Source organism: Burkholderia sp. BCC0398 (genome assembly GCF_902833245.1).
Lineage (GTDB): Bacteria > Pseudomonadota > Gammaproteobacteria > Burkholderiales > Burkholderiaceae > Burkholderia > Burkholderia sola.
In genome coordinates, this window is sequence record NZ_CADFEM010000003.1 from 102,253 (window position 1) to 126,423 (window position 24,171).

Below are 24,171 nucleotides of genomic sequence, written 5' to 3' on the forward strand. Positions count from 1 at the left end.
CTCCCCCCCCGTCTCACCGCGCCCCGCCGATGAACCCCGGCTATCGCGGCCGCTTCGCGCCCTCGCCCACCGGGCCGCTGCACTTCGGCTCACTGGTCGGCGCGCTCGCGAGCTGGCTCGACGCACGCGCGCACGACGGCATCTGGCTCGTGCGCATCGAGGATCTCGACGGCCCGCGCACGGTGCCCGGCGCGGCCGACGACATCCTCGCGACGCTCGCGCATTTCGGGATGACGCCCGACGAACCGCCCGTCTGGCAGAGTACGCGCGACGCGGCCTACGCGGCCGCGCTCGAGCGGCTCGTCGCGGCGGGGCGCGTGTATCCGTGCGGCTGCACGCGCAAGGAAATCGCCGATTCGCTGCGCGCCGCGCATGAACGCCACACGACGCTCGCGTATCCGGGCACCTGCCGCACCGGCCTGCACGGCAAGCCTGCACGCGCATGGCGGCTGCGCGTGCCGGACGGCAGCGACGCGGTCGTCACGTTCGACGACCGCTGGCAGCACACGCAATCGCAGAACCTCGCGACCGAAGTCGGCGATTTCGTGCTGAAACGCGCGGACGGCCAATGGGCGTATCAGCTCGCGGTCGTCGTCGACGATGCCGACGCCGGTATCACGCACGTCGTGCGCGGCGCCGACCTGCTCGATTCGACCGCGCGCCAGATCTATCTGCAGCGCTGCGTCGGCGTGCCGACGCCCGCATACCTGCACGTGCCGGTCGTCGTCGATGCGAACGGCGAAAAGCTCAGCAAGCAGACGGGCGCGACGGCGCTCGAGCGCCACGATCCGCTGCCGGCGCTGCGGGCGGCGGCAGCGCATCTCGGTCTGGCGGAAGGCGGCGATCTACCGGGCCATACGATCGACGCGTTCTACGCGGCCGCGACCGACGCGTGGGCACGTCGCTTCGGGCCGCGCGCCGGTTGAACCGCCTGCGCGGCACCGGCCCCCGTAGCGACTGCGTTCCGGCATCCGTCAGCGGCGCATCCGACCGCATGAAACCGTGACGGAAGCCGGAGCACCTCGTCCGCTGCGACACCGCATCAAAATATCCAATCCCGCACGCGGCAAGCTTTCGCGGCCGCGCGCACTCCCCGCCCCGCCCCGATCGCGTCGCCCAATGAAAAACGGGCACATGCTCGTCGCATGCACCCGCTTGTCCGGCAGCGCCGACGCGCCGCCGCTGCGCTCCGCCCGGCTTACGCCGACGGCTTGCGCGGCATCCCGAAGCCGCCGAGCAGCGCGGCGACCTGGCGCTTCGGCCCTTTCTTTTCCGGCTGCTGCGCGGGCTGCGCGTCGTCCGGCTGCTTCGCGGACGCCGACGGCTCGTACGGCTTCAGGAAGAAATCATCGACCGGCGCTTCGTGGCGGCGATGATGGCCGCCGCGCTCGGTGCTGCCCGACCGGCGACCCGATGCACCGCGATGCTCGTCGCGATCGCGCCGACCGCCGCGCTCGCCACCTCGTTCGCCACCGCGCTCGCTATTGCGCTCGCCGCCACGTTCATCGTGACGCTGGCGCGCCGGCTTGTCGAGCGTGAGCGTCTGCACGTCGAGCGGACGCTTGATCAGCTTCTCGATATCGGCGAGCTGCTTGCGCTCGTTCGGGCTGCACAGCGACAGCGCGTCGCCCGTCGCACCCGCGCGGCCGGTACGGCCGATCCGGTGCACGTAGTCTTCCGCGCTGAACGGCAGGTCGAAGTTGATCACGGCCGGCAGCTCGGCGATGTCGAGGCCGCGCGCGGCCACGTCGGTCGCGACCAGCGCTTCGATCTCGCCGCGCTTGAACGCGTCGAGCGCCTGCATCCGCTCGATCTGCGTCTTGTCGCCGTGAATCGCCGACGCGACCACGCCGTCGCGTTCGAGATTGCGCGCGAGACGGCTCGCGCCGATCTTGCTGTTGCAGAACACGATCACCTGCTTGAGGCCGCGATCGCGCAGCAACTGCACGACGGCCGCCTGCTTGTCGCCCTCCGCGACGTCGTAGACGATCTGCGTGACGTTCGCGTTCGTCGAGTTGCTGCGCGCGACCTCGATCGTCTGCGGGTTACGCAGGTAGGTCGATGCGAGCTTCTTGATTTCGCCCGAGAACGTGGCCGAGAACAGCAGCGTCTGACGGTCCTTCGGCAGCAGGTTCAGGATGCGCTGCAGATCGGGCAGGAAGCCCATGTCGAGCATCCGGTCGGCTTCGTCGAGCACGAGGATCTGCACCTGGCCGAGGTTCGCCGTCTTCTGCTGCACGTGGTCGAGCAGGCGGCCCGGCGTCGCGATCAGGATCTCGACGCCGCGGCGCAGTTCGGCCGATTGCGGGTTCATGTCGACGCCGCCGAACACCACCGCGCTGCGCAGCGGCGTGTGCTTCGCATACGCGTGCACGTTCGCGGCGACCTGGTCGGCGAGTTCGCGGGTCGGCGTGAGGATCAGCGCCCGCACCGGGTGGCGCGCCGGGGACGCGCTCGTGTTCGCTTGCGGCAGCAGGCGCTGGATGATCGGCAGCGAGAAGCTCGCGGTCTTGCCGGTGCCCGTTTGCGCGGCGCCCATGACGTCGCGGCCGGCGAGCACGACCGGAATGGCCTGCGCCTGGATCGGCGTCGGCGTCGTATAGCCCTGCTCGACAATGGCTTTCAGGATATCGGGGGCAAGGCCGAATTGATCGAAGGTTGCGTCGACGGGCTTGGCGACAGAATCGGACATGGTGGCGTTTCGCTCAAAAGGCGCGGCGGGGACATCGTGCGTCAGGCCGGCCGGGGCCTGCGCTCATCACAATTCGGAAATAGACGGAGCCGCGGCGCGCCGCGCGGCGCCGCTCTGGCGCTTGGGACCGGTTCAATGCGAACGCTGGACGCCAGGCCGTGCGGACTCCGTTCGGCGCGAATGCCGGCGGAAAGGGCCGTATTGTAGCACCGTGCGGGCATCTGTCCGTGACAACGCCGCGAACGGTCGCGACGGCGGTTCGCGCGGCGGGCCTGCCCCGGCCTGCGGAGGCGAGCGGCTGGCCGATCGGCGTAGCCGTATCGGCGGATGAAAAATATCAGGGGTTCGATCGCGCAATCTCGCATCGGGATGCCCGCCGTCGGCCGCGCGTACGGGCCTTCAGCCCGGCGCAACCGGTCAGGGCGAACAGGCTCCGCGCCCGCTGCTCAGCCCTTCTTCTTTTTCTTATCGACCTGCACGCAATCGCCCAGCAGCGGCGGCGACTTCGGGTCGGCGATCTCGTCGCGCAGCGTCGCTTCCTTGCCTTTCGTCCACCACGTATAGCGGCCGGCCTGGTAGCGCGCGCCCGACCCCGACACCGTGTCGACGAACAGCATCTGCTTGCCGTCGACCGGCACGAGCGCGAAGCTCTGGCCGTTGCCCGCGAGCCAGTACGACACACGCACCGGCGCCTTGTGGTTCGCGCACTGGTAGACGGTAGGCTGGCGCGCGTCGGCGTCGATCTCTTCGACGGTCAGTTGCGCGGCGTGCGCGACGGAAACGGCACTGCCGGCGAGCGCAAGCGCGGCGAGGGTTGGGCGAATCATGCAGGTCCTCTCACGAGACGGGTGGAAGCGCGCCATCGGCGGGCGCGCGGTTATTGTTTATCAGGCTGCGGGAAATCGCGCCGGCCGCCGGAATCACGGATCGATCACGTCCGCGCACGCATCGGTCGGCGCCGCGGCGACATGGCCGACGAGCGGCACGATCTTGAGCCCGGCCGACGCCACCCGGCACGGCGCGGCCGCGAGGCCGCAGCCCGCGAGACTCGCGATGAGCGCCAGCGCGGCGCCCAGCTTTCCAATACGCAACCACCTCGACGCCATCGTCGTCTCCTCGTTCCGTCAACGCGCCGACACGGGCCGCACGGCCGCGGCCGCGCGCTTCGCGCGTTCGCGGGCTTCGTCGACGGTCGCGCCGGTCGCCAGCGCGACGCCCATGCGCCGCTTCGCAAAACTCTCCGGCTTGCCGAACAGGCGCAGGTCCGCGCCCGGCACCGCGAGCGCGTCGCGCACGCCTTCGAACGCGATCCCGCGCTCGTCGAGCCCGCCGTAGATCACCGCCGACGCGGCCGGCGTGCCGAGCGCCGGATCGACCGGCAGCCCGAGAATCGCCCGCGCATGCAGCTCGAATTCCGACTGGCGCTGCGACGCAAGCGTGACGAGGCCCGTATCGTGCGGCCGCGGGCTCACCTCGGAGAACCAGACGTCATCGCCGCGCACGAACAGCTCGACGCCGAACAACCCGCGCCCGCCGAGCGCCTCGGTCACCTTGTGCGCGATCTCGCGCGACTTCTCGAGCGCCGCCGCGCTCATCGGCTGCGGCTGCCACGATTCGACGTAGTCTCCCGCCACTTGCACGTGGCCGACCGGCTCGCAGAAGTAGGTGCGCGTGTCGAGCGTCGCCGGGTCGATCGCGCGCACGGTCAGTTGCGTGATCTCGTAGTCGAAATCGACGAAGCCCTCGACGATCACGCGGCCGTGGTTCACGCGCCCGCCCGCCATCGCATAGTCCCACGCGGCTTGCACGTCGGCGGCGGTCTTCACGACCGACTGCCCCTTGCCCGACGACGACATCACGGGCTTCACGACGCACGGCATGCCGATCTTCGCGACGGCCCCGCTGAAGGCCTCGAACGAATCCGCGAACGCATACGGGGAAGTCGGCAGGCCGAGTTCCTCGGCCGCGAGCCGGCGGATCCCTTCGCGATTCATCGTGAGCTGCGTCGCACGCGCGGTCGGGATCACCTCGGCGAGACCGGACGCCTCGATCGCCGCGAGCGCGTCGGTGGCGATCGCCTCGATTTCGGGGACGATCAGGTGCGGGCGCTCGGCTTCGACGATGGCCCGCAGCGCGGCCGGGTCCGTCATGTCGATCACGTGCGCGCGATGCGCGACCTGGTGGCCCGGTGCGTCCGGATAGCGATCGACCGCGATGACTTCGACGCCGAGACGCTGCAACGCGATGATGACTTCCTTGCCGAGCTCGCCCGCGCCGAGCAGCATGACGCGCGTGGCCGAGGGTGAAAGCGGCGTACCGAGCCGCTGACCGATCTGCATGTGATTTCCCGCTGGTTCTGTTGGAGGACGAAAACGGCTTCGATGTTAACACGGGCATCGGAGCCGGTTTGGGCGGTTGGGCCGCACCCGCGCGCGATCGCGCGAGGCCCGTGGGCGCCCCGCGAACGTTTTCGCACGCGAAGTGTCGGCTCGCCTGCCGCGGGGCGGGTGCGTTACTCTTACGCCTTGATCAGAATCCGAAGAGGAACGAGGCTCATGTCCCACCTGTCTGCCGCCGCACGCGCACGCACCGGCCTGCTTCGCCCGTTGCGCGCGCCGCTCTGCGCGTTGACGCTTGCCACGCTTCTCGCCGCCTGCGCGATGCCGACCCATCCCGATTCCGCCGCCCCCGCGCCCGACCCGTACAACCCGGCCGCCGTCCAGCTGCTCGACGACACGAGCTGGGAACTCACCAGCTGGGTGAACGCCGACGGCACGCCACGCGCGATCCCGCACGGCGACAACGGCGAGCCGATCAGGCTCGCGCTGTCGACCGACTCGGGCATCCGGCGCGCGAGCGGGTTCTCGGGCTGCAACCGCTACATGGGCACCTACGCGATCAAGAACGGCCTGCTGAGCTTCGGCCCGCTCGCCGGCACGCGGATGGCCTGCCCGAACACGCTCGGCGGCCAGCTCGAATCCGCGTACCTCGACGCGCTCGCCCACATCGAGAAGACCGGCGTACAGATGCGCGCGCCCCAGCAATTGCAGATCGTGACGCAGGCCGGCGCAACACTGACGTTCACGCACCGGAGCCCCTGATGCACGGCGCGCGCGAAGGCCGACCGACCGCCTTCGCGTGGCGCGCGACGCGCATGTGCGATCCACGTGCGTCGCGCGGCGTGAATCGGAATCACGCCGCGTTAGAGTCTTGTTCGCCGGCCGGTTAAACTCGGCGGGTCGCGCCCCGCGCGCCCCTCCCCACTCCTGTTTCAAAGCATGCACACGGTTGTCTTCGGCTGGTTCGGCATCTCCGCCGTCTGGTTCCTCCTTCTCTTCTGGCGTCTCGTGCAGGCGATGCTGCCCGGCGGCGCCGGGCTCGCCGGCCGCGGCTCGATCCGCCTGTGGCTCGGCTTCGCCGCGGTATTCGTCTCAAGCGTCACGCTGACGAGCCCGCTGTCGGGCCCCGACACGAACGCGCTCGGCCATGCGTGCTCGGCCGGCTTCGCCCACGTGCTCGGCCCGATCGGCACGCCGGTCGCGATGGTCGTGCTGTTCTTCGCCGGCTTGCCCTGGCTGACCGGCATCGGCTGGCGGCAGTTCGCCGCGTGGGTCGACACGTCGTTCGGCGTCAAGCTGTCGCGCGACGGCGGCGACGACGACGCGCGCGGGATCGCCGACCTGCCGCGCAGCGCGCTGCATCGCGACGACGACGTCGTACAGCCGACCACCGCCCACACCGTCAACTCGATGGCGCCGCGCCAGAACGGCCGGTATTCGCGCCCGACGGTGTGGAAACCCGATCCGCAGGCGCGACCGAAGCCGCGCAGCAAGACGCCACCGCGTCCGCTTGCGGAGCCCGTCGCGCCGTCGGGCTGGCTGAAGCCGACCGCGCCGCAGCGCACGCCTGCGCCGGCCGCGCCGATCCCGGCCAGCGCGATGCCGCCGCCGACCACCGGCAGCACCGCCAGCCTCGCGCGCGCCGCGGCGAACGCGCAAATGCCGCGCCCCGCGCCGGCGCCGCTGCCGGCCGGATTCGAACCCGTCCGGCCGCGTCCGACCGCCGCGCGGCCGGCCGCCGCCGCGCTGACGCAGACGGCGCCGCGCGCCACGGTCACGCCACGACCGGCCGGTACGCAGCCGCAAACGCAGCGTCCGCCGGTGCGCCCGGTCGCGGGCACGACGGCAGCCGGCCTGTCGCCGGACGCGGCCCGACGCCGCCCGGCGCCCCCCGCGCCGGCGCGCGCGCCGCTCTATGCGTGGAACGAGAAGCCGGCCGCGCCGATTACGCCGGCGCCGAGCGTTCACGACACGCTGCGCTCGATCGAGGCCAGCACCGCGCAATGGGCGACGCTGGGCGGCGCGCAGTCGGGCGATGCGACGCACGCGGCGGCCCCAGCCGCTGCCGTGGCCGGCGTAACCGCGGCAGCGGGCAGCGTCGCGGCATCGGCATCGGCCGCCGCGTCGAACGCGTTCGTCTCCGCGGCGCACGGCGTCGCAGCCCAGGACGCCCATGTTCCGGCCGAATCCGCGACCTCACCCGCTTACGACGACGGCGCACCGATCGTGCTCGACGCCTTCATGCCGGCGGAATCCGGTATCGCGCAGGCTCCGGTCGGCGATTTGTCCACTCCTGCATTCGATGACGCTGAATCGAACGCACGGTGGAATCCCGGCATCTACGATGCCGCGTTCTCGCATCGTGCCGACGACGAGATCCGTCACGTCGACCAAGCGGCCACCGCGCCGTCGATCGACGCGCCCATCGACCTCGCGCGGTGGGAAGACGTTGTCAGCCCGGCAGCTTCTGCGCTCGACGTGTCGACCGAAAGCCCGATCGCCGAGTCGCCGGCGCACAGCGCGGGATCGGAGTCCACCCATTCAGCCTTCACGCCAGCAGGTGCTGCAGCCGTTCGCGATCCCGGCATCAGCGAGCCGACCGCGTCCGTCGATATCGACGACAACGACGACGCACAACCGGCGCCTGCAATCGATCGCGCTGCACCGGAAGCTGCCAAGCCGGTCGAGGCGGACCCCGCGGCACCGTTGTCGGCCGTCACTCAACGCGCGACGGCCGCTACATATTGGACTGCGCCGACGATGCAGCCTGCCGCGACGCAGACAACCGTCGCCGCGGAATTGCCGAAAGCGCCGGCGGTCCAGCCGTTTGCCGCAGCATCGACGGCTGCGGCTGTCGCCGCATCGCCGCAGGTCAGCACGGCGCCTGACTCGACTGCCCCCGCATCGAGCATCGCGCCCGTCGCCGCCGCCGTTTCGCCGGTCGGCGCGACCGGCACGGCGTCCGCTTTGCCGTCGCAACCGGCCGCATCGGCACCGCCCGTTACTTCCGCCGCGTCGGCATCGCCTGCCGGTGTCACGGGCATGACTTACGGTTCGCTTCCCCCCGCTTCGACGCCCGGATCGACCGATGCGCCCGCCGCGACGCCATCGACGACCGGCGCGTCGGGTTCGACGTTCGGTTCGACTGCGCAAGCGCCTGCAACACCGGCGCCCGCCACCGCGACACTGGCGACTTTCACGTCCGCACCCATCGCTGCGCCGTCTTCCGCGCCGGCATCGACGTTTTCCGCCGACACGGCAACCACATCGACCACGTTGACCGGCACGACGACCTTCGCTCCATCCGGCTCATCGAGCGCGGTCGCGCCGCAGCCGGCAATCGGCCTGCCCGCGTCGCCAGCCGCGTCCGCACCGGCGTCACCGTCCTTCGGCGCGATCGCGCCGACGACCACGGCCGCCGCGACGCCGGCTTACCAAGTCGCAGGCGCCGCTGCAGGCGGATCGCCGACGTCCATCGGTGCGGCCACCGCGACGCAGGCGCCGTCGATCGCGACTGTCCCTGCCGCAGTCGCGACCCCGACGCTCACGACACAGCCCGCGCCTGCCGCCTCGTCGGCGAGCTGGTCCGTGTCGCATGACGTGACCGCCACACCGCCCGCGGCAACCGTCCCCGGCGCGAACCTCCCGCCCACGCCGGCAACCGTCATTTCCGCGCCGCCGCCCGTCGCGATCCCGCCCATCGGCGCACCGGCCACCGACGCAATCGAGACGACCGAACCGGCCCCGGCCGCGCCCCCCGCCCGCCCGCCGCGCCCGAACGCGTTCGAATTCCACGCGCCCGCGTCGTTCAACGTCGAACTGCCGACGCTCGACCTGCTCGAGCCCGCGTCCGACGACGTCGAAACGATCACCGAGGAACACCTCGCGCAAACCGCGCAAGTAATCGAACAGCGGCTGCAGGAATTCAAGGTGCCGGTGACGGTGGTCGGCGCATCGGCCGGCCCCGTGATCACGCGCTTCGAGATCGAGCCCGCGCTCGGCGTGCGCGGCAGCCAGATCGTCGGGCTGATGAAGGACCTGTCGCGCGGCCTCGGCCTCACGTCGATCCGCGTCGTCGAGACGATCCCCGGCAAGACCTGCATGGGTCTCGAACTGCCGAACGCGAAGCGCCAGATGATCCGCCTGTCGGAGATCCTCGAATCGCGGCAGTACCAGCATTCGCCGTCGCAACTGACGATCGCGATGGGCAAGGACATCACCGGCCACCCGGTCGTCACCGATCTCGCAAAGGCGCCGCACATGCTCGTGGCGGGCACGACGGGTTCGGGCAAGTCGGTCGCGATCAACGCGATGATCCTGTCGCTGCTGTACAAGGCGACGCCGGAAGACGTGCGGCTCATCATGATCGACCCGAAGATGCTGGAGCTGTCGGTCTACGAAGGCATCCCGCACCTGCTCGCGCCGGTCGTCACCGACATGAAGCTCGCGGCGAACGCGCTGAACTGGTGCGTCGGCGAAATGGAGAAGCGCTACCGGCTGATGTCGGCCGTCGGCGTGCGCAACCTCGCGGGCTTCAACCAGAAGATCCGCGACGCAGAGGCGAAGGAAAAGAAGATCGGCAACCCGTTCTCGCTGACGCCCGAGGATCCGGAGCCGCTGTCGACGCTGCCGCTGATCGTCGTCGTGATCGACGAGCTGGCCGACCTGATGATGGTCGCCGGCAAGAAGATCGAGGAGCTGATCGCCCGCCTCGCGCAGAAGGCGCGCGCGGCCGGCATCCACCTGATCCTCGCGACGCAACGGCCGTCCGTCGACGTGATCACGGGCCTCATCAAGGCGAACATCCCGACGCGCGTCGCGTTCCAGGTGTCGTCGAAGATCGACTCGCGCACGATCCTCGACCAGATGGGCGCCGAGTCGCTGCTCGGGATGGGCGACATGCTGTTCCTGCCGCCGGGCACCGGGTATCCGCAGCGCGTGCACGGCGCGTTCGTCGCCGACGAGGAAGTGCACCGGATCGTCGAGTACCTGAAGCAGTTCGGCGAGCCGCAGTACGAGGAAGGGATTCTCGACGGCCCGGCCGCCGACGGCGCGACGCAGGACCTGTTCGGCGATGCGCCGGATGCGGAAGCCGATCCGCTGTACGACGAAGCCGTCGCGTTCGTCGTGCGCACGCGGCGCGCGTCGATCTCGTCGGTGCAGCGTCAGTTGCGCATCGGCTACAACCGCGCGGCGCGGCTCGTCGAGCAGATGGAAGCCGCGGGCCTCGTGTCGGCGATGGGCATCAACGGCAGCCGCGAGGTGCTCGTGCCAGCCGCGGCCGACTGAGCAAGCCGGCAGCACGGCCGCCGGCATCGATACGGGCGCGCCGCGCAAGCGGCTGCCGCAAATACGAAGGGCGCTGCCTCGGCAGCGCCCTTCTTGCATCGACCGGGAATCGGCCGCGATTTACTGCGCGACCGGCACCAGCTTGAAGTCGACCGGCTTGCCGACCGCGACCTTCTGCGGATTCGCGCCGAGCTGCCCCGTTTCGACATCGCGACTGAACACGTAGAACGTGTCGCTGTCCTGGTTGCCGACGATCAGCCACTTGCCGGTCGGGTCGATCAGGAATTCGCGCGGCGTCTTGCCGAGGCTCGACTGGCGGCCGACGCGCTTCAACCGGCCGTCGGCCTGGTTCACCGCGTAGATCACCAGGTCGTTCGCGTCGCCGCGGTTGCTCGCGTACAGGAAGCGGCCGTCCGGCGACAGGTGGATCGCGCCGCCGCCGACCTTGCCCTTGAAGCCCGGCGCCGTCATCGGCACCGTCTCGACCGGCGTCAGCTTGCCGTCGCGATAGCCGAACACCTCGACCGACGCGTTGAGCTCGCTCGTCACATACGCGAAGCGGCCGTCCGCGCCGAACACCATGTGACGCGGGCCGGAGCCTGCCTTCACCGGCGTGTAGCGCGTGTCGGTCGGGCTGATCAGCCCGCGGCTGCCGTCCACCGTGTAGCGGTAGCCGTAGATCTTGTCCGCGCCGAGATCTTGCACGAACAGGTAGCGGCCGTCCGGCGAAAACACCGTCGAATGCACGTGCGCGCCGTCCTGGCGGCCCTTCACGGGCCCGGTGCCTTCGTGGTGGACCGCCAGCACGGCCTGGCCGGCCGCGCCGTCGTCGCGCAGCGGAAACACCGCGAAGCTGCCGCCCGGGTCGGCCGCGACCGAGTAGTTGGCGGTCACGAGGTACTTGCCGTCCGGCGACAGCGCGAGATAGCAAGGGTCGTTCCCTTCCGACGATACACGCTCGATGAAGCTCAGCGCGCCCGTCTTCGCGTCGAAGCGGAACGCGCTGACGCCGCCGCGCTGCGTCGCGGGCCCGTCGTCGCCGGGGAGTTCGTTGACCGCGTAGACGGTGCGACCGTCGCGGCTCGGCAACAGATACGACGGATTCACGGTCTTCGCCGACGATACCGGCGCGACGCTGCCGGTTTTGGTATCGAAGCGATAAACGTAGATCCCGTCGCTGCCGCCCCCCGTATAGGTGCCGACGAGCAGGTTGTAGACGCCGTCGGCCGGGGCGGACGATTGCTGCGCGAATGCGTGGGTCGCGGACAGGGAAAGCACGATCGCGAAACCTTTCATCCAGTGAGCGAACCTAAGCGGCAACCCTCGTGTCGAAGCGCGTGCGTCACGCTCCCGTAAACGGTTGGCCATTGAATCCTCCTTGCATCGAGTCGCTTCAAGTGTTGAGATAGGACGAAACGCCGGCCGTTCATGCGCTCCGCCGCCCGGCCGAGTATACGGGGCGCGGCGCCCGGGCGTGAAGTCCGGGCCGCCGACGTCCGCATTGTGAACTCGAATACCCAAGGATCGCCTGCCCATGCCCGCCCTGATCGAAGACTACGCCCTCGTCGGCGACGGCCACACGGCCGCGCTGATCGCAAAAGACGGCTCCGTCGACTGGCTGTGCTGGCCCCGCTTCGATTCGGGCGCCTGCTTCGCGGCGCTGCTCGGCACGCCCGAGCACGGCCGCTGGCTGCTTGCTCCGGCCGCCGACGCCGCGATCACGCACACGACACGCCGCTATCGCGGCGACACGCTGATTCTCGAAACCGATTACGAAAGCGCCGACGGCGCCGTCACCGTGATCGACTTCATGCCGCCCGGCAACGGCTGGTCCGAACTGGTGCGGATCGTCGTCGGCCGCCACGGCACGATGAAGATGCGCATGGAGCTCGTGTTGCGCTTCGACTACGGCTTCTCGATTCCGTGGGTCACGCAACTGACCCGCGAGGACGGCATGAAGGCCATCGCGGGCCCCGATACCGTCGTGCTGCGCACGCCGGTGCCGCTCACCGGCAAGAACCTCCATACGCTCGCGGAATTCACGGTGAGCGCCGACGAGCGCGTGCCGTTCTCGCTCGGCTACGCGGCGTCGCACATGCGGCTGCCGCCGGCGCGCGACCCGCTGTCGATGCTCGCGCGCACCGAGAACTACTGGCTCGAATGGTCGGGCCGCTGCCAGGTGCAGGGCCGCTACGCGGCCGCCGTGCGCCGCTCGCTGATCACGCTGAAGGCGCTCGCGTACGAGCCGACCGGCGGCATCGTCGCCGCGCCGACCACCTCGCTGCCCGAGAAGATCGGCGGCAACCGCAACTGGGACTACCGCTACTGCTGGCTGCGCGACGCGACGATCACGCTGCTCGCGCTGATGCGCGGCGGCTACTACGACGAGGCGCGCGCGTGGCGCACGTGGCTCGGCCGCGTGATGGCCGGCTCGCCCGAGCAGATCCAGATCATGTACGGGATCGCCGGCGAGCGCCGGCTGCCGGAAATGGAGCTCGACTGGCTGCCCGGCTACCAGGATTCGCTGCCGGTGCGCGTCGGCAACGGCGCCGCGAACCAGCTCCAGCTCGACGTGTTCGGCGAGGTGATGGCCGCGCTGCATCTCGCGCGCGTGGGCGGCCTGCAGGCCGACGACACGGTCTGGTCGGTGCAGTGCGCGCTGCTCGACCACCTCGAGAAGATCTGGCAGGAACCCGACGAAGGGATCTGGGAAACGCGCGGCGGCCGCCGCCATTTCACGTTCTCGAAGGTGATGGCGTGGGTCGCGTTCGACCGCGCGATCAAGTCGGCGGAAATGTTCCGGCTGCCCGGCTCGCTCGACCGCTGGCGCGCGCTGCGCGAGCGGATTCACGCGGACGTCTGCGCGAACGCGTGGCACGAAGGCAAGCAGGCGTTCGCACAGAGCTACGGCAGCGACGAGCTCGATGCGAGCGTGCTGCTGCTGCCGCAGCTCGGCTTCCTGCCGCCGGAAGACCCGCGCATCGTCGGCACGGTCGACGCGATCGAACGGGAATTGCTGCACGACGGGCTCGTGATGCGCTACCGCACGACCGAATACGACGACGGCCTGCCGCCGGGCGAAGGCACGTTTCTCGCGTGCAGCTTCTGGCTGGTCGACAGCTACGCGCTGCTCGGCCGGATCGACGACGCGCATCGGCTCTTCAGCCGGCTGCTCGCGCTGTCCAACGACCTGGGCTTGCTCGCGGAGGAATACGACCCGGTGGCCGGGCGGCTCGTCGGCAACTTCCCGCAGGCGTTCTCGCACGTGGCGCTCGTGCATACCGCGATGAACCTGATGCACCATGAAGACGCGATGGCGCGCGCGGCCGGCCAGCCCGCGCCGGCCGTGGCCACCGGCCGCTGAGCGGCGGCGCGGGCCCTTGTTCATAGATCGTCAAATCGCAAAAATTTGATGAAAAAACCGGGAAATGTTGCATTGCACAAACGATCGTTGTCCGATATGATCGACGAGATTGTCCGGCTGCAATGCAACATGGCCGGCCGCTGACCCACACGGCACGCCGCGACGCCTCACGCCGCCCTTGCGCACCGTCCCCCCACGCGGGAGTAGCCTGCATGCTTTACCAACTGCACGAATTCCAGCGGGCGATGCTGAGCCCGCTCACGGCCTGGGCCCAGGCCGCGTCGAAGTCGTTCGCGAATCCGTCCAGCCCGTTCTCGCTGATGCCCGGCGCGCCGCGGATGGCGGCCGCCTATGAGCTGATGTATCGGCTCGGCAAGGATTACGAAAAGCCGGAATTCAACCTTCATCAGATCGTCAAGGACGGCCACAACATCCCGATCGTCGAGCAGACGATCATCGAGAAGCCGTTCTGCCGGCTGCTGCGCTTCAAGCGCTATTCGGACGATGCCGACGCCGTCACGCAACTGAAGGACGAACCGGTCGTGCTGGTCTGCGCGCCGCTGTCGGGCCACCACTCGACGCTGCTGCGCGACACGGTGCGCACGCTGCTGCAGGATCACAAGGTCTACATCACCGACTGGATCGATGCGCGGATGGTGCCGGTCGAAGTCGGCCCGTTCCACCTGCACGACTACATCGCGTACATCCAGGAATTCATCCGTCACATCGGCGCGCGCAACCTGCACGTGATCTCGGTATGTCAGCCGACGGTGCCGGTGCTCGCGGCGATTTCGCTGATGGCGAGCCGCGGCGAGGACACGCCGCTCACGATGACGATGATGGGCGGCCCGATCGACGCGCGCCGCAGCCCGACGTCGGTGAACTCGTTGGCCACGCAACACTCGACCGCGTGGTTCGAGAACAACGTGATCCACACGGTGCCCGCGAACTATCCGGGCGAAGGCCGCCAGGTGTATCCGGGCTTCCTGCAGCACACGGGCTTCGTCGCGATGAACCCGGAGCGCCACGCGCAATCGCACTGGGACTTCTACCAGAGCCTGCTGCGCGGCGACGAGGACGACGCCGAAGCGCACCGCCGCTTCTACGACGAATACAACGCGGTGCTCGACATGGCCGCCGAGTATTACCTCGAGACGATCCGCGTCGTGTTCCAGGAATTCCGGCTCGCGGAAGGCACGTGGGACGTCGAGGGCGAGCGCGTGCGTCCGCAGGACATCAAGCACACCGCGCTGATGACGATCGAGGGCGAACTCGACGACATCTCGGGCAGCGGTCAGACGCACGTCGCGCACGAGCTGTGCACGGGCATCCCGCAGGACGATCGCCGCAGCCTGACCGCCGAGAAGTGCGGCCACTACGGGATCTTCTCGGGCCGCCGCTGGCGCACGATCATCTATCCGCAACTGCGCGACTTCATCCGCGAGCATGCGCCGGAGCCGAAGAACGGCGCGACGAAGTTGCCCGTCGATGCGCAGGATGCGACCGCGATCGGCGTCGTGCCGGCCGCCAAGCCGGAGCCGGAAACGGCGGTGCGCGTCACCGCCGCGAAACGCACGCGCGTGAAGGCGCCGGCCGTGACGGTCGCGCCCGCCAGGACGCCCGCCGCGAAGGCCGCGCCCGCGGCGAAACGCGCGGCAGGCAGCCCGCGCGCCAAAACCGTGCGGGCCCGCAAGGCCGCCTGACGCGCCGCATCCCGACGCAAAAACGCCGCCGTTGCTTCGCGCAACGGCGGCGTTTTTTTATTCGGCCGCGGCCGCGATGGGGCGGCTCGTCGGCTCCTGCGTTCGTCGCGTCAGCGCCGCAGCAGATAGGCGAGCAGCACCTCGGTGTTCATTCGGACCATCTCCGCGCGCTCGTCGGTGTCGGTGAAGTCGCGGCCGAGCGTCGCGGCGAGCGTGAAGCGGTTCGACACGATGTAGTAGCCGAGCCCCGACAGCGTCACGTAGAAGCGCAGCGGATCGACGTCGCCGCGGAACAGCCCCGCCCTCTGGCCGCGCATCAGCACGTTGCCGAGCTTCGCGACGATCGGCGACATCATCTCGCGAATCCGCGTCGACTTGTGCAGATAGCGCGCTTCGTGCAGGTTCTCGTTGTTGATGAGCCGGAGCAGCTCCGGATGGTCGCGGTAGTAGTCCCACACGAAATGCGCGAGCCGCGTGACGGCTTCGACCGGCGCGACGCCGTCGAGATCCAGCACGCGCTCGGCCTCCGTCAGCGCGGAGAACGCGTGTTCGAGCACCGCCGTGAAGAGCTGCTCCTTGCTGCCGAAGTAGTAATAGAGCATGCGCTCGTTCGTTTCGGCCCGGCGCGCGATCTGATCGACGCGCGCGCCGAACAGCCCGCCATTCGCGAACTCTTCGGCTGCCGCCATCAGGATGCGGCGGCGCGTGCCTTCAGGATCTCTTTTGATTTTTGGCTGATTCATGGTGGCGCTTTGCTATGTGAGCCGCTTGATTCGGACCGACACCCCACCGCCTCGGCGCCGGCCGCCCTGGAACGGGCGCGCCGCGGGCGGCCGCCCTCCTGCTGAGCCCCTGCAAAAAAGCGGTTCGATTATGCGCATAGACGGCGTCCGGCGCAATGCGGGAAATCGGCGATAATCGAGCTTTGGCAAACCTTTCCGGCCGCGCCCGACGCGGTCGAGAGCCATTCGGCGCCGCTGCGCCTGTTGTCAGCCTGTCGTCACCGTGACCGATTCCAAAACACTCGCGGATCGCATCGAAGATCTGCTTCCCCAGACGCAATGCACGAAGTGCGGCTATAACGGCTGCCGTCCGTACGCCGAGGCAATCGCCGCCGGCAACGCGAACTACAACCAGTGCCCGCCCGGCGGCGCCGAAGGCATCGCGCGCCTCGCGAGCCTGCTCGGCAAGCCGGTGATTCCGCTGAACCCCGTCAACGGCACCGAGCATCCGCGCGCGCTCGCGTTCATCGACGAAAACCTGTGCATCGGCTGCACGCTGTGCATGCAGGCGTGCCCGGTCGACGCGATCGTCGGCGCGCCGAAGCAGATGCACACGATCGTCGCGTCGCTGTGCACGGGCTGCGACCTGTGCGTGCCGCCGTGCCCGGTCGACTGCATCGCGATGCTGCCGGTGACCGGCGATCGCACGGGCTGGGACGCGTGGTCGCAGGAACAGGCCGACGCCGCGCGCGAACGCCACGACCTGCGGCTCGCGCGCCAGCGCCGCGAGCGCGAGGCCGCCGAAGCGCGCGCCGCCGCCCGCCGCGCGGCCAGCGCCGCGAAGCCGGCCGCGGAGGCATCGGCCGCGCGGCCCGGCTCGGCGGGCACGCCGGCCGCCGCACCGGCCGACGACGCCGAAGCGAAGAAACGCGCGATCATCGCCGCCGCGCTCGAACGCGCGCGCAAGAAGAAGGAAGAGCTGTCCGGGCAAGGCGCCGGGCCGAAGAACACCGAGGGCGTGAGCGCGGCCGTCCAGGCGCAGATCGACGCGGCCGAGGCGCGCCGCAAGCGGCTCGCCGAACAGCAGGCGCAGCGCGATGCCGACGCGGCCTCGGGCAGCAACGACCCCGACAACGACGCAGGCAGCGGCGATCCGGACGACCCGGCCGTGCCGCCCGACCAGAACGCTCCATGAACGCCAACAAACGACGCGCGATCTACGAAACGCTGCAGAGCCTCAATCCGCATCCGACCACCGAGCTCGAATACTCGACGCCGTTCGAGCTGCTGATTGCCGTAATGCTGTCCGCGCAGGCGACCGACGTGTCGGTCAACAAGGCGATGCGGAAAATGTTCCCCGTCGCGAACACCCCGCGACAAATCGTCGCGCTCGGCGAGGAAGGCGTCACCGAGTACATCAAGACGATCGGCCTCTATCGCACCAAGGCGAAGAACGTGGTCGCGACGTGCCGGATCCTGCTCGAGCGCTACGACGGCGAAGTGCCGGCCGATCGCGAAGCGCTCGAAGGCTTGCCGGGCGTCGGCCGCAAGACCGCGAACGTCGTGCTGAACACCGCGTTCGGCCAGCCGACGATCGCGGTCGACACGCATATCTTCCGCGTCGCGAATCGCACCGGGCTCGCGCCGGGCAAGGACGTGCGGGCCGTCGAGACCGCGCTCGAGAAGTTCACGCCGAAGGAATTCCTGCAGGACGCGCATCACTGGCTGATCCTGCACGGGCGCTACGTATGCAAGGCCCGCCGGCCCGAATGCTGGCACTGCGCGATCGAGCCGCTGTGCGAGTTCCGGCCGAAGACGCCGCCGCCCAACGAGTGACGCGCGTCAGCCGCGACTGACGTATCCACGCATCGCACCGGCCGCTCGGGCCGCGCGCGATACCGGCCGGCGCCGTTGCGCGCCGGCGGCTTCCTCTTCCCCGTCATGCATTCGACGTCGCCGTCGCGTCGTCGGCGGCCGCGCCGCCCGCGCGCACGAGCGCCAGCACGGCCGCCAGGATCGCGACGCCGCCCGCCCACTGCAGCGGCGACAACGCTTCCCCGAACAGCAGCGCCGCGAGCGCGACCGTCACGACCGGTTCGAGCGTCGACAGCATCGACGTGCGTGCGGCCCCGAGCCGCTCGAGCCCGGAAAAGAACGCGAGCATGGCCGCGACCGTCGACACGAGCGCGATCGCGAGCATCGACGCCCAGCCGCCGGCCGTCGCGGGCCAGCGCGGCGGCGCGCCGAACGCCGCCGTTCGCATGACGGCGATCGCGACGAGCGTCGCGGTGGCCGACAAGCAGATGATCGCGGTGGTCGCGAGCGGATCGACGCCGCGCGTCGCCTTCGTGCCGCCGACGATGTACAGCGAGTAAATCACCGCGGCGGCCAGCGCGAGCGCGATTCCGAGCGGCTCGCCGTGCCCGCCGCCGACCATCAGCGCCGAGCCCGCGACGCACAGCACCAGCGCGACGGCCTTGGCACGCGTGAGGCGCTCGCCGAGCCACCACGCGGCCAGCAGCGTGACGAACGCCGGATACAGGTACAGCAGCAGCGCGACGAGGCTCGCCTGCGCGTGCTGCAGCGCGCTGAAATAGCAGAACGACTGGCCGACGTAGCCGAGCGCGCCCATCGCCACCAGCGGCGCGAGCGCCCGCCCGCGCGGCCAGGCGACGCGGCGGTGCCGCGCGATCGCCGCGAGCACCGCGCCGCCGATCGCGAAGCGCACGATCAACAGCCCGAGCACGTCGACGCCGGCCGCATACGCATAGCGGCCGAAAATCGCCATCGCACCGAACGCGGCGGCGGACAACGCGACGTAGAGCGCGCCCTGCAGCGCGGCGGACGAGGAGCGGACGATGGCGGTCATGATGAAAGATGAAAGCGGGCGAGCAACGCGCCGTGACGGGAATCGTCGGAGTGTAGCGGCGCGGCGGCGGCGAGCCTAGCCCGCGCTTACCCGTTGCGCGACGGGCGGCCGTAACACCCGCCCCGCCGCCCGCCTCCAGCCGCCCTGGTGGCCACCGCCAGCGCCGTCGGCCGCGCCGGCGTACAATGCGCGACGCGGCATGACGCCGCCCGAATCACGACGTTTCCCCACCATGTTCAATCCAAGCCGCGACGACGTGCGTCGCTTTTTCACCGAGACCTGGCGCAAGCAGCGCGCAGGCGAGATCCTGACGCCGCTGGAAGCGATCGCGGCCGACTGGATCGTCGAGCATCCCGAATACCACGACGAACTGGCCGACGCCGACGGCGCGGCCGCGCGCAACTACACGCCCGAGGAAGGCCGGACGAACCCGTTCCTGCACCTGTCGATGCACCTCGCGATCAGCGAGCAGCTGTCGATCGACCAGCCGCCCGGGATCCGCGCCGCGCACGACAAGCTGGCCGCGAAGCTCGACTCGACCCACGACGCGCAGCACGCGATCATGGAATGCCTCGGCGAGACGATCTGGGAAGCGCAGCGCACGAACACGCCGCCCGATACCGACGCGTACCTGCAGCGCATCCTGCGCCGCGCGTCGCGCGACTGAGTAGTGCCCCGGGGCCGGCACATCGACCTGCGCCGGGCCGCGGACAAAAAAATACCCCGCCGAGGCGGGGCATTCCTGCTGCGCGAGCCGCTGAGGCCCGTCGCGCTTACTTCTTGAACACGAGGTCGGTTTCCTTCAGCGACTCGATGTAGGACGCGATGTCCTTCATGTCGCTGACCGACAGGTTCTGGACCTGCGCCTGCATGATCGCGTTGTTGCGGCCGATCAGCGGGTTCGTCAGCCCCATCTGGTACTGGCGCATCGCCCACACGAGATAGTCGGCGTGCTGGCCGGCGAGGCGCGGGTACTCCGCGTTGATCGGCTTGTTCAGCTGCGCGCCGTGGCAGGCCGCGCAGTTGTGCGACTCGACCAGTTCCTTGCCCTTCGAGATGTCCGCTGCGTGCGCGGTACCGATCGCGAGGCCGGCCGCCAGTGCCACCGCCGCCGTCTTGAATGCGTTGTTCATGAATGCTCCTGTCCCGCCGGAGAGATCGGCGGCGCGCGCTTTACTTGTAGGGGTTGTCCTTCGTGTCGGCCTTCTGGGCGGCGTAGTACGCCGACAGATCCGCGATGTCCTGGTCGGTCAGCGAGCCGGCGATCGCATTCATCGACGGGAAGTGACGATCCTTCTTGCGGTAGGCCTTCAGCGCGTTCTCGAGGTATTGCTGGTTCTGGCCGCCGAGGACAGGCACCCGGTAGACCTCCGGGTACGCCGCGCGGTAGTCCTGGATGCCGTGGCAACCGATGCACATGGCGGCCTTGCTCGCCCCGTCCTTCGGGTTGCCGACCACACCGGCCGCCTGCGCGCTGCCCGCGAGCGCCACGAGCGCTGCGACAACGACGTGTTTGCCGACGAATTTGTTCATAGCTCTTGTAACCTAGCTTGAGGGGAAACTGGCGCCGAAGCGGCAACGGCCCGCGCCGTTTTGCTTGTCGGTCGCCACGCAGGCCAAAAAAAACGGCCAGATTGTACCGCGTCGGCGGGGAATGCGTCCATACGGCGCCCCGGCGGGCCCCGCCACAGCCCCGCAACGATACGCGGGCGCGGCCCGCCCGGACAGCCCTTCTGACTTATACTGGGTTTTTTTCCCGTTGAAGAAGAGCGCCGCCATGCGTTTCGAAGGGTCCTCGCAGTACGTCGCCACCGACGATCTGAAGCTCGCGGTCAATGCCGCGCTGACGCTGCAGCGCCCGCTGCTGATCAAGGGCGAGCCCGGCACCGGCAAGACCATGCTCGCCGAGGAAGTGGCCGCCGCGCTCGGCATGCCGCTGCTGCAGTGGCACATCAAGTCGACCACCAAGGCGCAGCAGGGCCTGTACGAATACGACGCCGTGTCGCGGCTGCGCGATTCGCAGCTCGGCGACGCGCGCGTGAAGGACATCGCGAACTACATCGTCAAGGGCGTGCTGTGGCAGGCGTTCGACGCCGAGCAGCCGAGCGTGCTGCTGATCGACGAGATCGACAAGGCCGACATCGAATTCCCGAACGACCTGCTGCGCGAGCTCGACCGGATGGAGTTCCACGTGTACGAGACGCGCGAGACCATTCGCGCGAAGCACCGTCCGCTCGTCATCATCACGTCGAACAACGAGAAGGAACTGCCCGACGCGTTCCTGCGCCGCTGCTTCTTCCATTACATCCAGTTTCCCGATCCGTCGACGATGCAGAAGATCGTCGCCGTGCATTTCCCGAACATCCGCGAGGAACTGCTGCGCGCGGCGCTCGAGAGCTTCTTCGAATTGCGCGGCGTGTCGGGGCTGAAGAAGAAGCCGTCGACGTCCGAGCTGCTCGACTGGCTGAAGCTGCTGCTCGCCGAGAACATCCCGGCCGACGCGCTGCGCAGTGCCGACGCGAAGCAGATCGTGCCGCCGCTCGCCGGCGCGCTGCTGAAGAACGAGCAGGATCTGAGCCTGCTCGAACGGCTCGTCTACATGAACCGGCACAACCGGTAACCCACCCGCGAAGGCCCGGCCATGCTGCTCAATTTCTTCTACGCGCTGCGCGCAGCCAAGCTGCCCGTCTCGGTGAAGGAATACCTGACGCTGCTCGAATCGCTGAAGGCCGGGCTGATCTCGCCGTCGATCGACGCGTTCTACTTCCTCGCGCGGATGACGCTCGTCAAGGACGAGCAGTACTTCGACAAGTTCGACCAGGCGTTCGGCGCGTATTTCCACGGCGTGTCCGCGCTGCCGTCCGAGGCGTTCGACATCCCGCTCGACTGGCTCGAGAAGCGCCTCGAGCGCGAGCTGTCGCCCGAGGAGAAGGCGCAGATCGAAGCGATGGGCGGCCTCGACAAGCTGATGGAGCGTTTGAAGGCGCTGCTCGACGAGCAGAAGGAACGCCACGAAGGCGGCAACAAGTGGATCGGCACCGGCGGCACGTCGCCGTTCGGGCACGGCGGCTACAACCCGGAAGGCGTGCGCATCGGCGGCCCGTCGAACGGCAACCGCACCGCGGTGAAGGTGTGGGAAGCGCGCGCGTACCGCGACTACGACGATTCGGTCGAGATCGGCACGCGCAACATCAAGGTCGCGCTGCGGCGGCTGCGCCGCTTCGCGCGCGAGGGCGCGGCCGAGGAGCTCGACCTGCCCGGCACGATCCGCAGCACGGCCGCGAACGCCGGCTGGCTCGACCTGCGGATGGTGCCCGAGCGCCACAACAACGTGAAGGTGCTGATGCTGCTCGACGTCGGCGGCTCGATGGACGACCACATCAAGCGCACGGAAGAGCTGTTCTCGGCCGCGAAGGCCGAATTCAAGCACCTCGAATTCTTCTACTTCCACAACTGCGTGTACGACCACCTGTGGAAGAACAACCGGCGCCGCCACTCCGAGCGCACCGCGACGTGGGACGTGCTGCACAAGTTCACGCCCGACTACAAGCTGATCTTCGTCGGCGACGCGACGATGAGCCCGTACGAAGTGCTGCAGCCCGGCGGCTCGGTCGAATACAACAACCCGGAAGCCGGCGCCGTGTGGCTGCGCCGCCTCGCCGACCAGTTCCCCCACCATGCATGGCTGAACCCCGAGCCCGAGCGGCTATGGGAATACCGGCAATCGGTCGCGATCATTCGCGACGTGCTCAGCCAGCGCATGTATCCGCTCACGCTCGCGGGCCTCGAAACCGCGATGCGCGCACTCAGCAAGTAACGACACCCACCCGCAGATACCCAGGCCGCATCCGAGCGGCCGCCCCGGAGAGAGCATGAACCCTTCGCCCACCGCGAGCGCGAGCCGCGCCGGCGGCCGCCGCTTTTTTGCCGATACGTCCGTGTCCACGCTCGTCGCCGGCTTCGTCGCGATGATGACCGGCTACACGAGTTCGCTCGTGCTGATGTTCCAGGCCGGCCGCGCCGCCCACCTCACCGATGCGCAGATCTCGTCGTGGATCTGGGCGCTGTCGATCGGCATGGCGCTGACGACCATCGGCCTGTCGCTGCGCTTTCGCGCGCCCGTCGTCGTCGCATGGTCGACGCCCGGCGCCGCGCTGCTGGTCGCGTCGCTGCCCGGCGTGCCCTACCCGGAGGCGATCGGCGCGTTCGTCGTGTGCGCGCTGCTGCTGACGGCCGTCGGCGTGAGCGGGCTGTTCGACACGCTGATGAAGCGCATTCCGGCCGGCATCGCGGCCGCGCTGCTCGCGGGCATCCTGTTCGAGATCGGCATCGAGATCTTCCGCGCCGCGCAGTTCCAGACCGCGCTCGTGCTCGCGATGTTCTTCACCTACCTGATCGTGAAGCGGCTCGCGCCGCGCTACGCGATTCCGACGACGCTGATTGTCGGCACGGCGGCGGCCGGCGGCCTCGGGCTGCTCGACTTCAGCCGCTTCCACATCGCGCTCGCGCAGCCCGTGCTCACGATGCCCGCATTCTCGATCGCGTCGATCGTCAGCATCGGCATTCCGCTGTTCGTCGTCGCGATGGCGTCGCAGAACGTGCCGGGCATCGCGGTGCTGCGCGCGGACGGCTATCAGACGCCTTCTTCGCCGCTGATCGCGACGACCGGCCTCGCGTCGCTGCTGCTCGCGCCGTTCGGCTCGCACGGCGTGAACCTCGCGGCGATCACGGCCGCGATCTGCACGGGCCCCGAAGCGCACGAGGATCGCGCGAAGCGCTACACGGCCGCCGTGTGGTGCGGCACGTTCTACCTGGTTGCCGGCATCTTCGGCGCGACGATCGCCGCGCTGTTCGCCGCGCTGCCGAAGGCGCTCGTCGTGTCGGTCGCCGCGCTCGCGCTGTTCGGCTCGATCATGAGCGGGCTCGCGAACGCGATGCAGGACGTGAAACAGCGCGAAGCGGCGCTCGTCACGTTCATGGTGACCGCCTCGGGCCTCACGCTGCTGTCGATCGGCCCGGCGTTCTGGGGGCTCGTCGCGGGCGTCGTCACGCAGGTGATTCTGAACGCGCGACGCCCCGCGTGACGCGGCTCGCCGCCCGCCGCGGCGCGCGCCCGACGCGCCAAAACGTGCGCGACACGAATCGGGCCTAAAATGATGGATCGGAAGCGGCGCCCGGCGCCGCTTCGCTTCG

19 protein-coding genes and 1 pseudogene are annotated in these 24,171 nt (G+C 69.3%); 11 read left to right on the forward strand and 9 right to left on the reverse strand.

Features of this window, described 5'->3' with window-relative positions:
• Positions 1-29: 29 nt before the first annotated feature.
• Positions 30-926: a tRNA glutamyl-Q(34) synthetase GluQRS gene (gene gluQRS / locus HWX76_RS07155; protein WP_050016356.1), complete on the forward strand. Its 897-nt coding sequence runs from the start codon at positions 30-32 to the stop codon at positions 924-926.
• A gap of 272 nt (positions 927-1,198) precedes the next feature.
• On the opposite strand, the gene HWX76_RS07160 is transcribed toward gluQRS, so the two are convergent.
• From HWX76_RS07160 to purT, 4 genes are all read right to left on the reverse strand, one after another.
• Positions 1,199-2,692, reverse strand: a complete 1,494-nt coding sequence (locus tag HWX76_RS07160) for a DEAD/DEAH box helicase (protein ID WP_089488700.1) — start codon at positions 2,690-2,692, stop codon at positions 1,199-1,201.
• Between the two features lie 446 nt (positions 2,693-3,138).
• Positions 3,139-3,519, reverse strand: a complete 381-nt coding sequence (locus HWX76_RS07165; RefSeq protein ID WP_124637629.1) for an MliC family protein — start codon at positions 3,517-3,519, stop codon at positions 3,139-3,141.
• A 93-nt stretch (positions 3,520-3,612) separates the two neighbouring features.
• The gene (locus HWX76_RS07170) at positions 3,613-3,798 is read right to left on the reverse strand and encodes a DUF6726 family protein (protein WP_050016351.1); all 186 of its coding nucleotides are present in this window, start codon (positions 3,796-3,798) and stop codon (positions 3,613-3,615) included.
• An 18-nt stretch (positions 3,799-3,816) separates the two neighbouring features.
• Positions 3,817-5,031, reverse strand: a complete 1,215-nt coding sequence (gene purT, locus HWX76_RS07175) for a formate-dependent phosphoribosylglycinamide formyltransferase (protein ID WP_050016349.1) — start codon at positions 5,029-5,031, stop codon at positions 3,817-3,819.
• Positions 5,032-5,247: 216 nt separating this feature from the next.
• Here purT and HWX76_RS07180 point away from each other — a divergent pair, with 216 nt between their 5' ends.
• Complete coding sequence (locus HWX76_RS07180; RefSeq protein WP_050016347.1) at positions 5,248-5,793, forward strand: META domain-containing protein; 546 nt, start codon at positions 5,248-5,250, stop codon at positions 5,791-5,793.
• Positions 5,794-5,970: 177 nt separating this feature from the next.
• On the forward strand, positions 5,971-10,320 hold the full coding sequence (locus tag HWX76_RS07185) for a DNA translocase FtsK (RefSeq protein WP_279612886.1): 4,350 nt from the start codon (positions 5,971-5,973) through the stop codon (positions 10,318-10,320).
• 120 nt (positions 10,321-10,440) lie between these two features.
• On the opposite strand, the gene HWX76_RS07190 is transcribed toward HWX76_RS07185, so the two are convergent.
• Positions 10,441-11,688, reverse strand: a complete 1,248-nt coding sequence (locus HWX76_RS07190) for a lactonase family protein (protein ID WP_124631388.1) — start codon at positions 11,686-11,688, stop codon at positions 10,441-10,443.
• A gap of 166 nt (positions 11,689-11,854) precedes the next feature.
• Here HWX76_RS07190 and HWX76_RS07195 point away from each other — a divergent pair, with 166 nt between their 5' ends.
• Together HWX76_RS07195 and phaZ are read left to right on the forward strand one after the other, a co-directional pair.
• Positions 11,855-13,684, forward strand: coding sequence for a glycoside hydrolase family 15 protein (locus HWX76_RS07195; protein ID WP_050016342.1), 1,830 nt, complete (start codon positions 11,855-11,857; stop codon positions 13,682-13,684).
• A gap of 212 nt (positions 13,685-13,896) precedes the next feature.
• Positions 13,897-15,387 carry a polyhydroxyalkanoate depolymerase gene (phaZ, locus tag HWX76_RS07200; RefSeq protein ID WP_050016341.1) on the forward strand — a complete coding sequence of 497 codons (1,491 nt, stop codon included), beginning with the start codon at positions 13,897-13,899 and terminating at the stop codon, positions 15,385-15,387.
• A 110-nt stretch (positions 15,388-15,497) separates the two neighbouring features.
• On the opposite strand, the gene HWX76_RS07205 is transcribed toward phaZ, so the two are convergent.
• Positions 15,498-16,130 (reverse strand): TetR family transcriptional regulator, encoded by a 633-nt coding sequence (locus HWX76_RS07205; RefSeq protein WP_050016340.1) that lies wholly within the window; start codon positions 16,128-16,130, stop codon positions 15,498-15,500.
• A 155-nt stretch (positions 16,131-16,285) separates the two neighbouring features.
• Between HWX76_RS07205 and rsxB the strand changes: the two are divergent.
• Positions 16,286-17,304: pseudogene (gene rsxB, locus HWX76_RS07210) on the forward strand (electron transport complex subunit RsxB).
• Complete coding sequence (gene nth, locus HWX76_RS07215; RefSeq protein WP_050018105.1) at positions 17,301-17,945, forward strand: endonuclease III; 645 nt, start codon at positions 17,301-17,303, stop codon at positions 17,943-17,945. Before rsxB ends, nth begins: the two are co-directional and overlap by 4 nt.
• Positions 17,946-18,048: 103 nt before the next feature.
• Here the strand turns inward: nth and HWX76_RS07220 are convergent, their stop codons facing one another.
• Positions 18,049-18,978, reverse strand: coding sequence for a DMT family transporter (locus HWX76_RS07220; RefSeq protein ID WP_050018106.1), 930 nt, complete (start codon positions 18,976-18,978; stop codon positions 18,049-18,051).
• Between the two features lie 232 nt (positions 18,979-19,210).
• On the opposite strand from HWX76_RS07220, the gene HWX76_RS07225 reads away from it, so the two are divergent.
• Positions 19,211-19,645 (forward strand): DUF1841 family protein, encoded by a 435-nt coding sequence (locus HWX76_RS07225; protein WP_006490655.1) that lies wholly within the window; start codon positions 19,211-19,213, stop codon positions 19,643-19,645.
• Positions 19,646-19,751: 106 nt separating this feature from the next.
• On the opposite strand, the gene HWX76_RS07230 is transcribed toward HWX76_RS07225, so the two are convergent.
• Together HWX76_RS07230 and HWX76_RS07235 are read right to left on the reverse strand one after the other, a co-directional pair.
• Positions 19,752-20,111, reverse strand: a complete 360-nt coding sequence (locus HWX76_RS07230) for a cytochrome c (RefSeq protein WP_006478193.1) — start codon at positions 20,109-20,111, stop codon at positions 19,752-19,754.
• 40 nt (positions 20,112-20,151) lie between these two features.
• Positions 20,152-20,511, reverse strand: a complete 360-nt coding sequence (locus HWX76_RS07235) for a cytochrome c (RefSeq protein WP_006478192.1) — start codon at positions 20,509-20,511, stop codon at positions 20,152-20,154.
• A 244-nt stretch (positions 20,512-20,755) separates the two neighbouring features.
• On the opposite strand from HWX76_RS07235, the gene HWX76_RS07240 reads away from it, so the two are divergent.
• Genes HWX76_RS07240 through HWX76_RS07250 form a run of 3 tightly spaced genes read left to right on the forward strand, consistent with a single transcriptional unit; the run spans position 20,756 to position 24,062 of the window.
• On the forward strand, positions 20,756-21,598 hold the full coding sequence (locus HWX76_RS07240; protein ID WP_050018107.1) for a MoxR family ATPase: 843 nt from the start codon (positions 20,756-20,758) through the stop codon (positions 21,596-21,598).
• Between the two features lie 21 nt (positions 21,599-21,619).
• Positions 21,620-22,795, forward strand: coding sequence for a VWA domain-containing protein (locus HWX76_RS07245; protein ID WP_176015627.1), 1,176 nt, complete (start codon positions 21,620-21,622; stop codon positions 22,793-22,795).
• A 55-nt stretch (positions 22,796-22,850) separates the two neighbouring features.
• Complete coding sequence (locus tag HWX76_RS07250) at positions 22,851-24,062, forward strand: benzoate/H(+) symporter BenE family transporter (protein ID WP_050018109.1); 1,212 nt, start codon at positions 22,851-22,853, stop codon at positions 24,060-24,062.
• Positions 24,063-24,171 lie beyond the last annotated feature (109 nt).

What these genes read in the sequence shown, in the direction of transcription:
- HWX76_RS07240 (WP_050018107.1), top strand. Translation starts at nt 20,756, where the DNA reads ATGCGTTTCGAAGGGTCCTCGCAGTACGTCGCCACCGACGATCTGAAG.
- HWX76_RS07235 (WP_006478192.1), bottom strand. Translation starts at nt 20,511, where the DNA reads ATGAACAAATTCGTCGGCAAACACGTCGTTGTCGCAGCGCTCGTGGCG.
- HWX76_RS07245 (WP_176015627.1), top strand. Translation starts at nt 21,620, where the DNA reads ATGCTGCTCAATTTCTTCTACGCGCTGCGCGCAGCCAAGCTGCCCGTC.
- purT (WP_050016349.1), bottom strand. Translation starts at nt 5,031, where the DNA reads ATGCAGATCGGTCAGCGGCTCGGTACGCCGCTTTCACCCTCGGCCACG.
- HWX76_RS07225 (WP_006490655.1), top strand. Translation starts at nt 19,211, where the DNA reads ATGTTCAATCCAAGCCGCGACGACGTGCGTCGCTTTTTCACCGAGACC.
- HWX76_RS07160 (WP_089488700.1), bottom strand. Translation starts at nt 2,692, where the DNA reads ATGTCCGATTCTGTCGCCAAGCCCGTCGACGCAACCTTCGATCAATTC.
- HWX76_RS07180 (WP_050016347.1), top strand. Translation starts at nt 5,248, where the DNA reads ATGTCCCACCTGTCTGCCGCCGCACGCGCACGCACCGGCCTGCTTCGC.
- HWX76_RS07205 (WP_050016340.1), bottom strand. Translation starts at nt 16,130, where the DNA reads ATGAATCAGCCAAAAATCAAAAGAGATCCTGAAGGCACGCGCCGCCGC.
- gluQRS (WP_050016356.1), top strand. Translation starts at nt 30, where the DNA reads ATGAACCCCGGCTATCGCGGCCGCTTCGCGCCCTCGCCCACCGGGCCG.
- HWX76_RS07230 (WP_006478193.1), bottom strand. Translation starts at nt 20,111, where the DNA reads ATGAACAACGCATTCAAGACGGCGGCGGTGGCACTGGCGGCCGGCCTC.
- nth (WP_050018105.1), top strand. Translation starts at nt 17,301, where the DNA reads ATGAACGCCAACAAACGACGCGCGATCTACGAAACGCTGCAGAGCCTC.
- HWX76_RS07220 (WP_050018106.1), bottom strand. Translation starts at nt 18,978, where the DNA reads ATGACCGCCATCGTCCGCTCCTCGTCCGCCGCGCTGCAGGGCGCGCTC.
- HWX76_RS07250 (WP_050018109.1), top strand. Translation starts at nt 22,851, where the DNA reads ATGAACCCTTCGCCCACCGCGAGCGCGAGCCGCGCCGGCGGCCGCCGC.
- HWX76_RS07190 (WP_124631388.1), bottom strand. Translation starts at nt 11,688, where the DNA reads ATGGCCAACCGTTTACGGGAGCGTGACGCACGCGCTTCGACACGAGGG.
- HWX76_RS07195 (WP_050016342.1), top strand. Translation starts at nt 11,855, where the DNA reads ATGCCCGCCCTGATCGAAGACTACGCCCTCGTCGGCGACGGCCACACG.
- HWX76_RS07185 (WP_279612886.1), top strand. Translation starts at nt 5,971, where the DNA reads ATGCACACGGTTGTCTTCGGCTGGTTCGGCATCTCCGCCGTCTGGTTC.
- phaZ (WP_050016341.1), top strand. Translation starts at nt 13,897, where the DNA reads ATGCTTTACCAACTGCACGAATTCCAGCGGGCGATGCTGAGCCCGCTC.
- HWX76_RS07165 (WP_124637629.1), bottom strand. Translation starts at nt 3,519, where the DNA reads ATGATTCGCCCAACCCTCGCCGCGCTTGCGCTCGCCGGCAGTGCCGTT.
- HWX76_RS07170 (WP_050016351.1), bottom strand. Translation starts at nt 3,798, where the DNA reads ATGGCGTCGAGGTGGTTGCGTATTGGAAAGCTGGGCGCCGCGCTGGCG.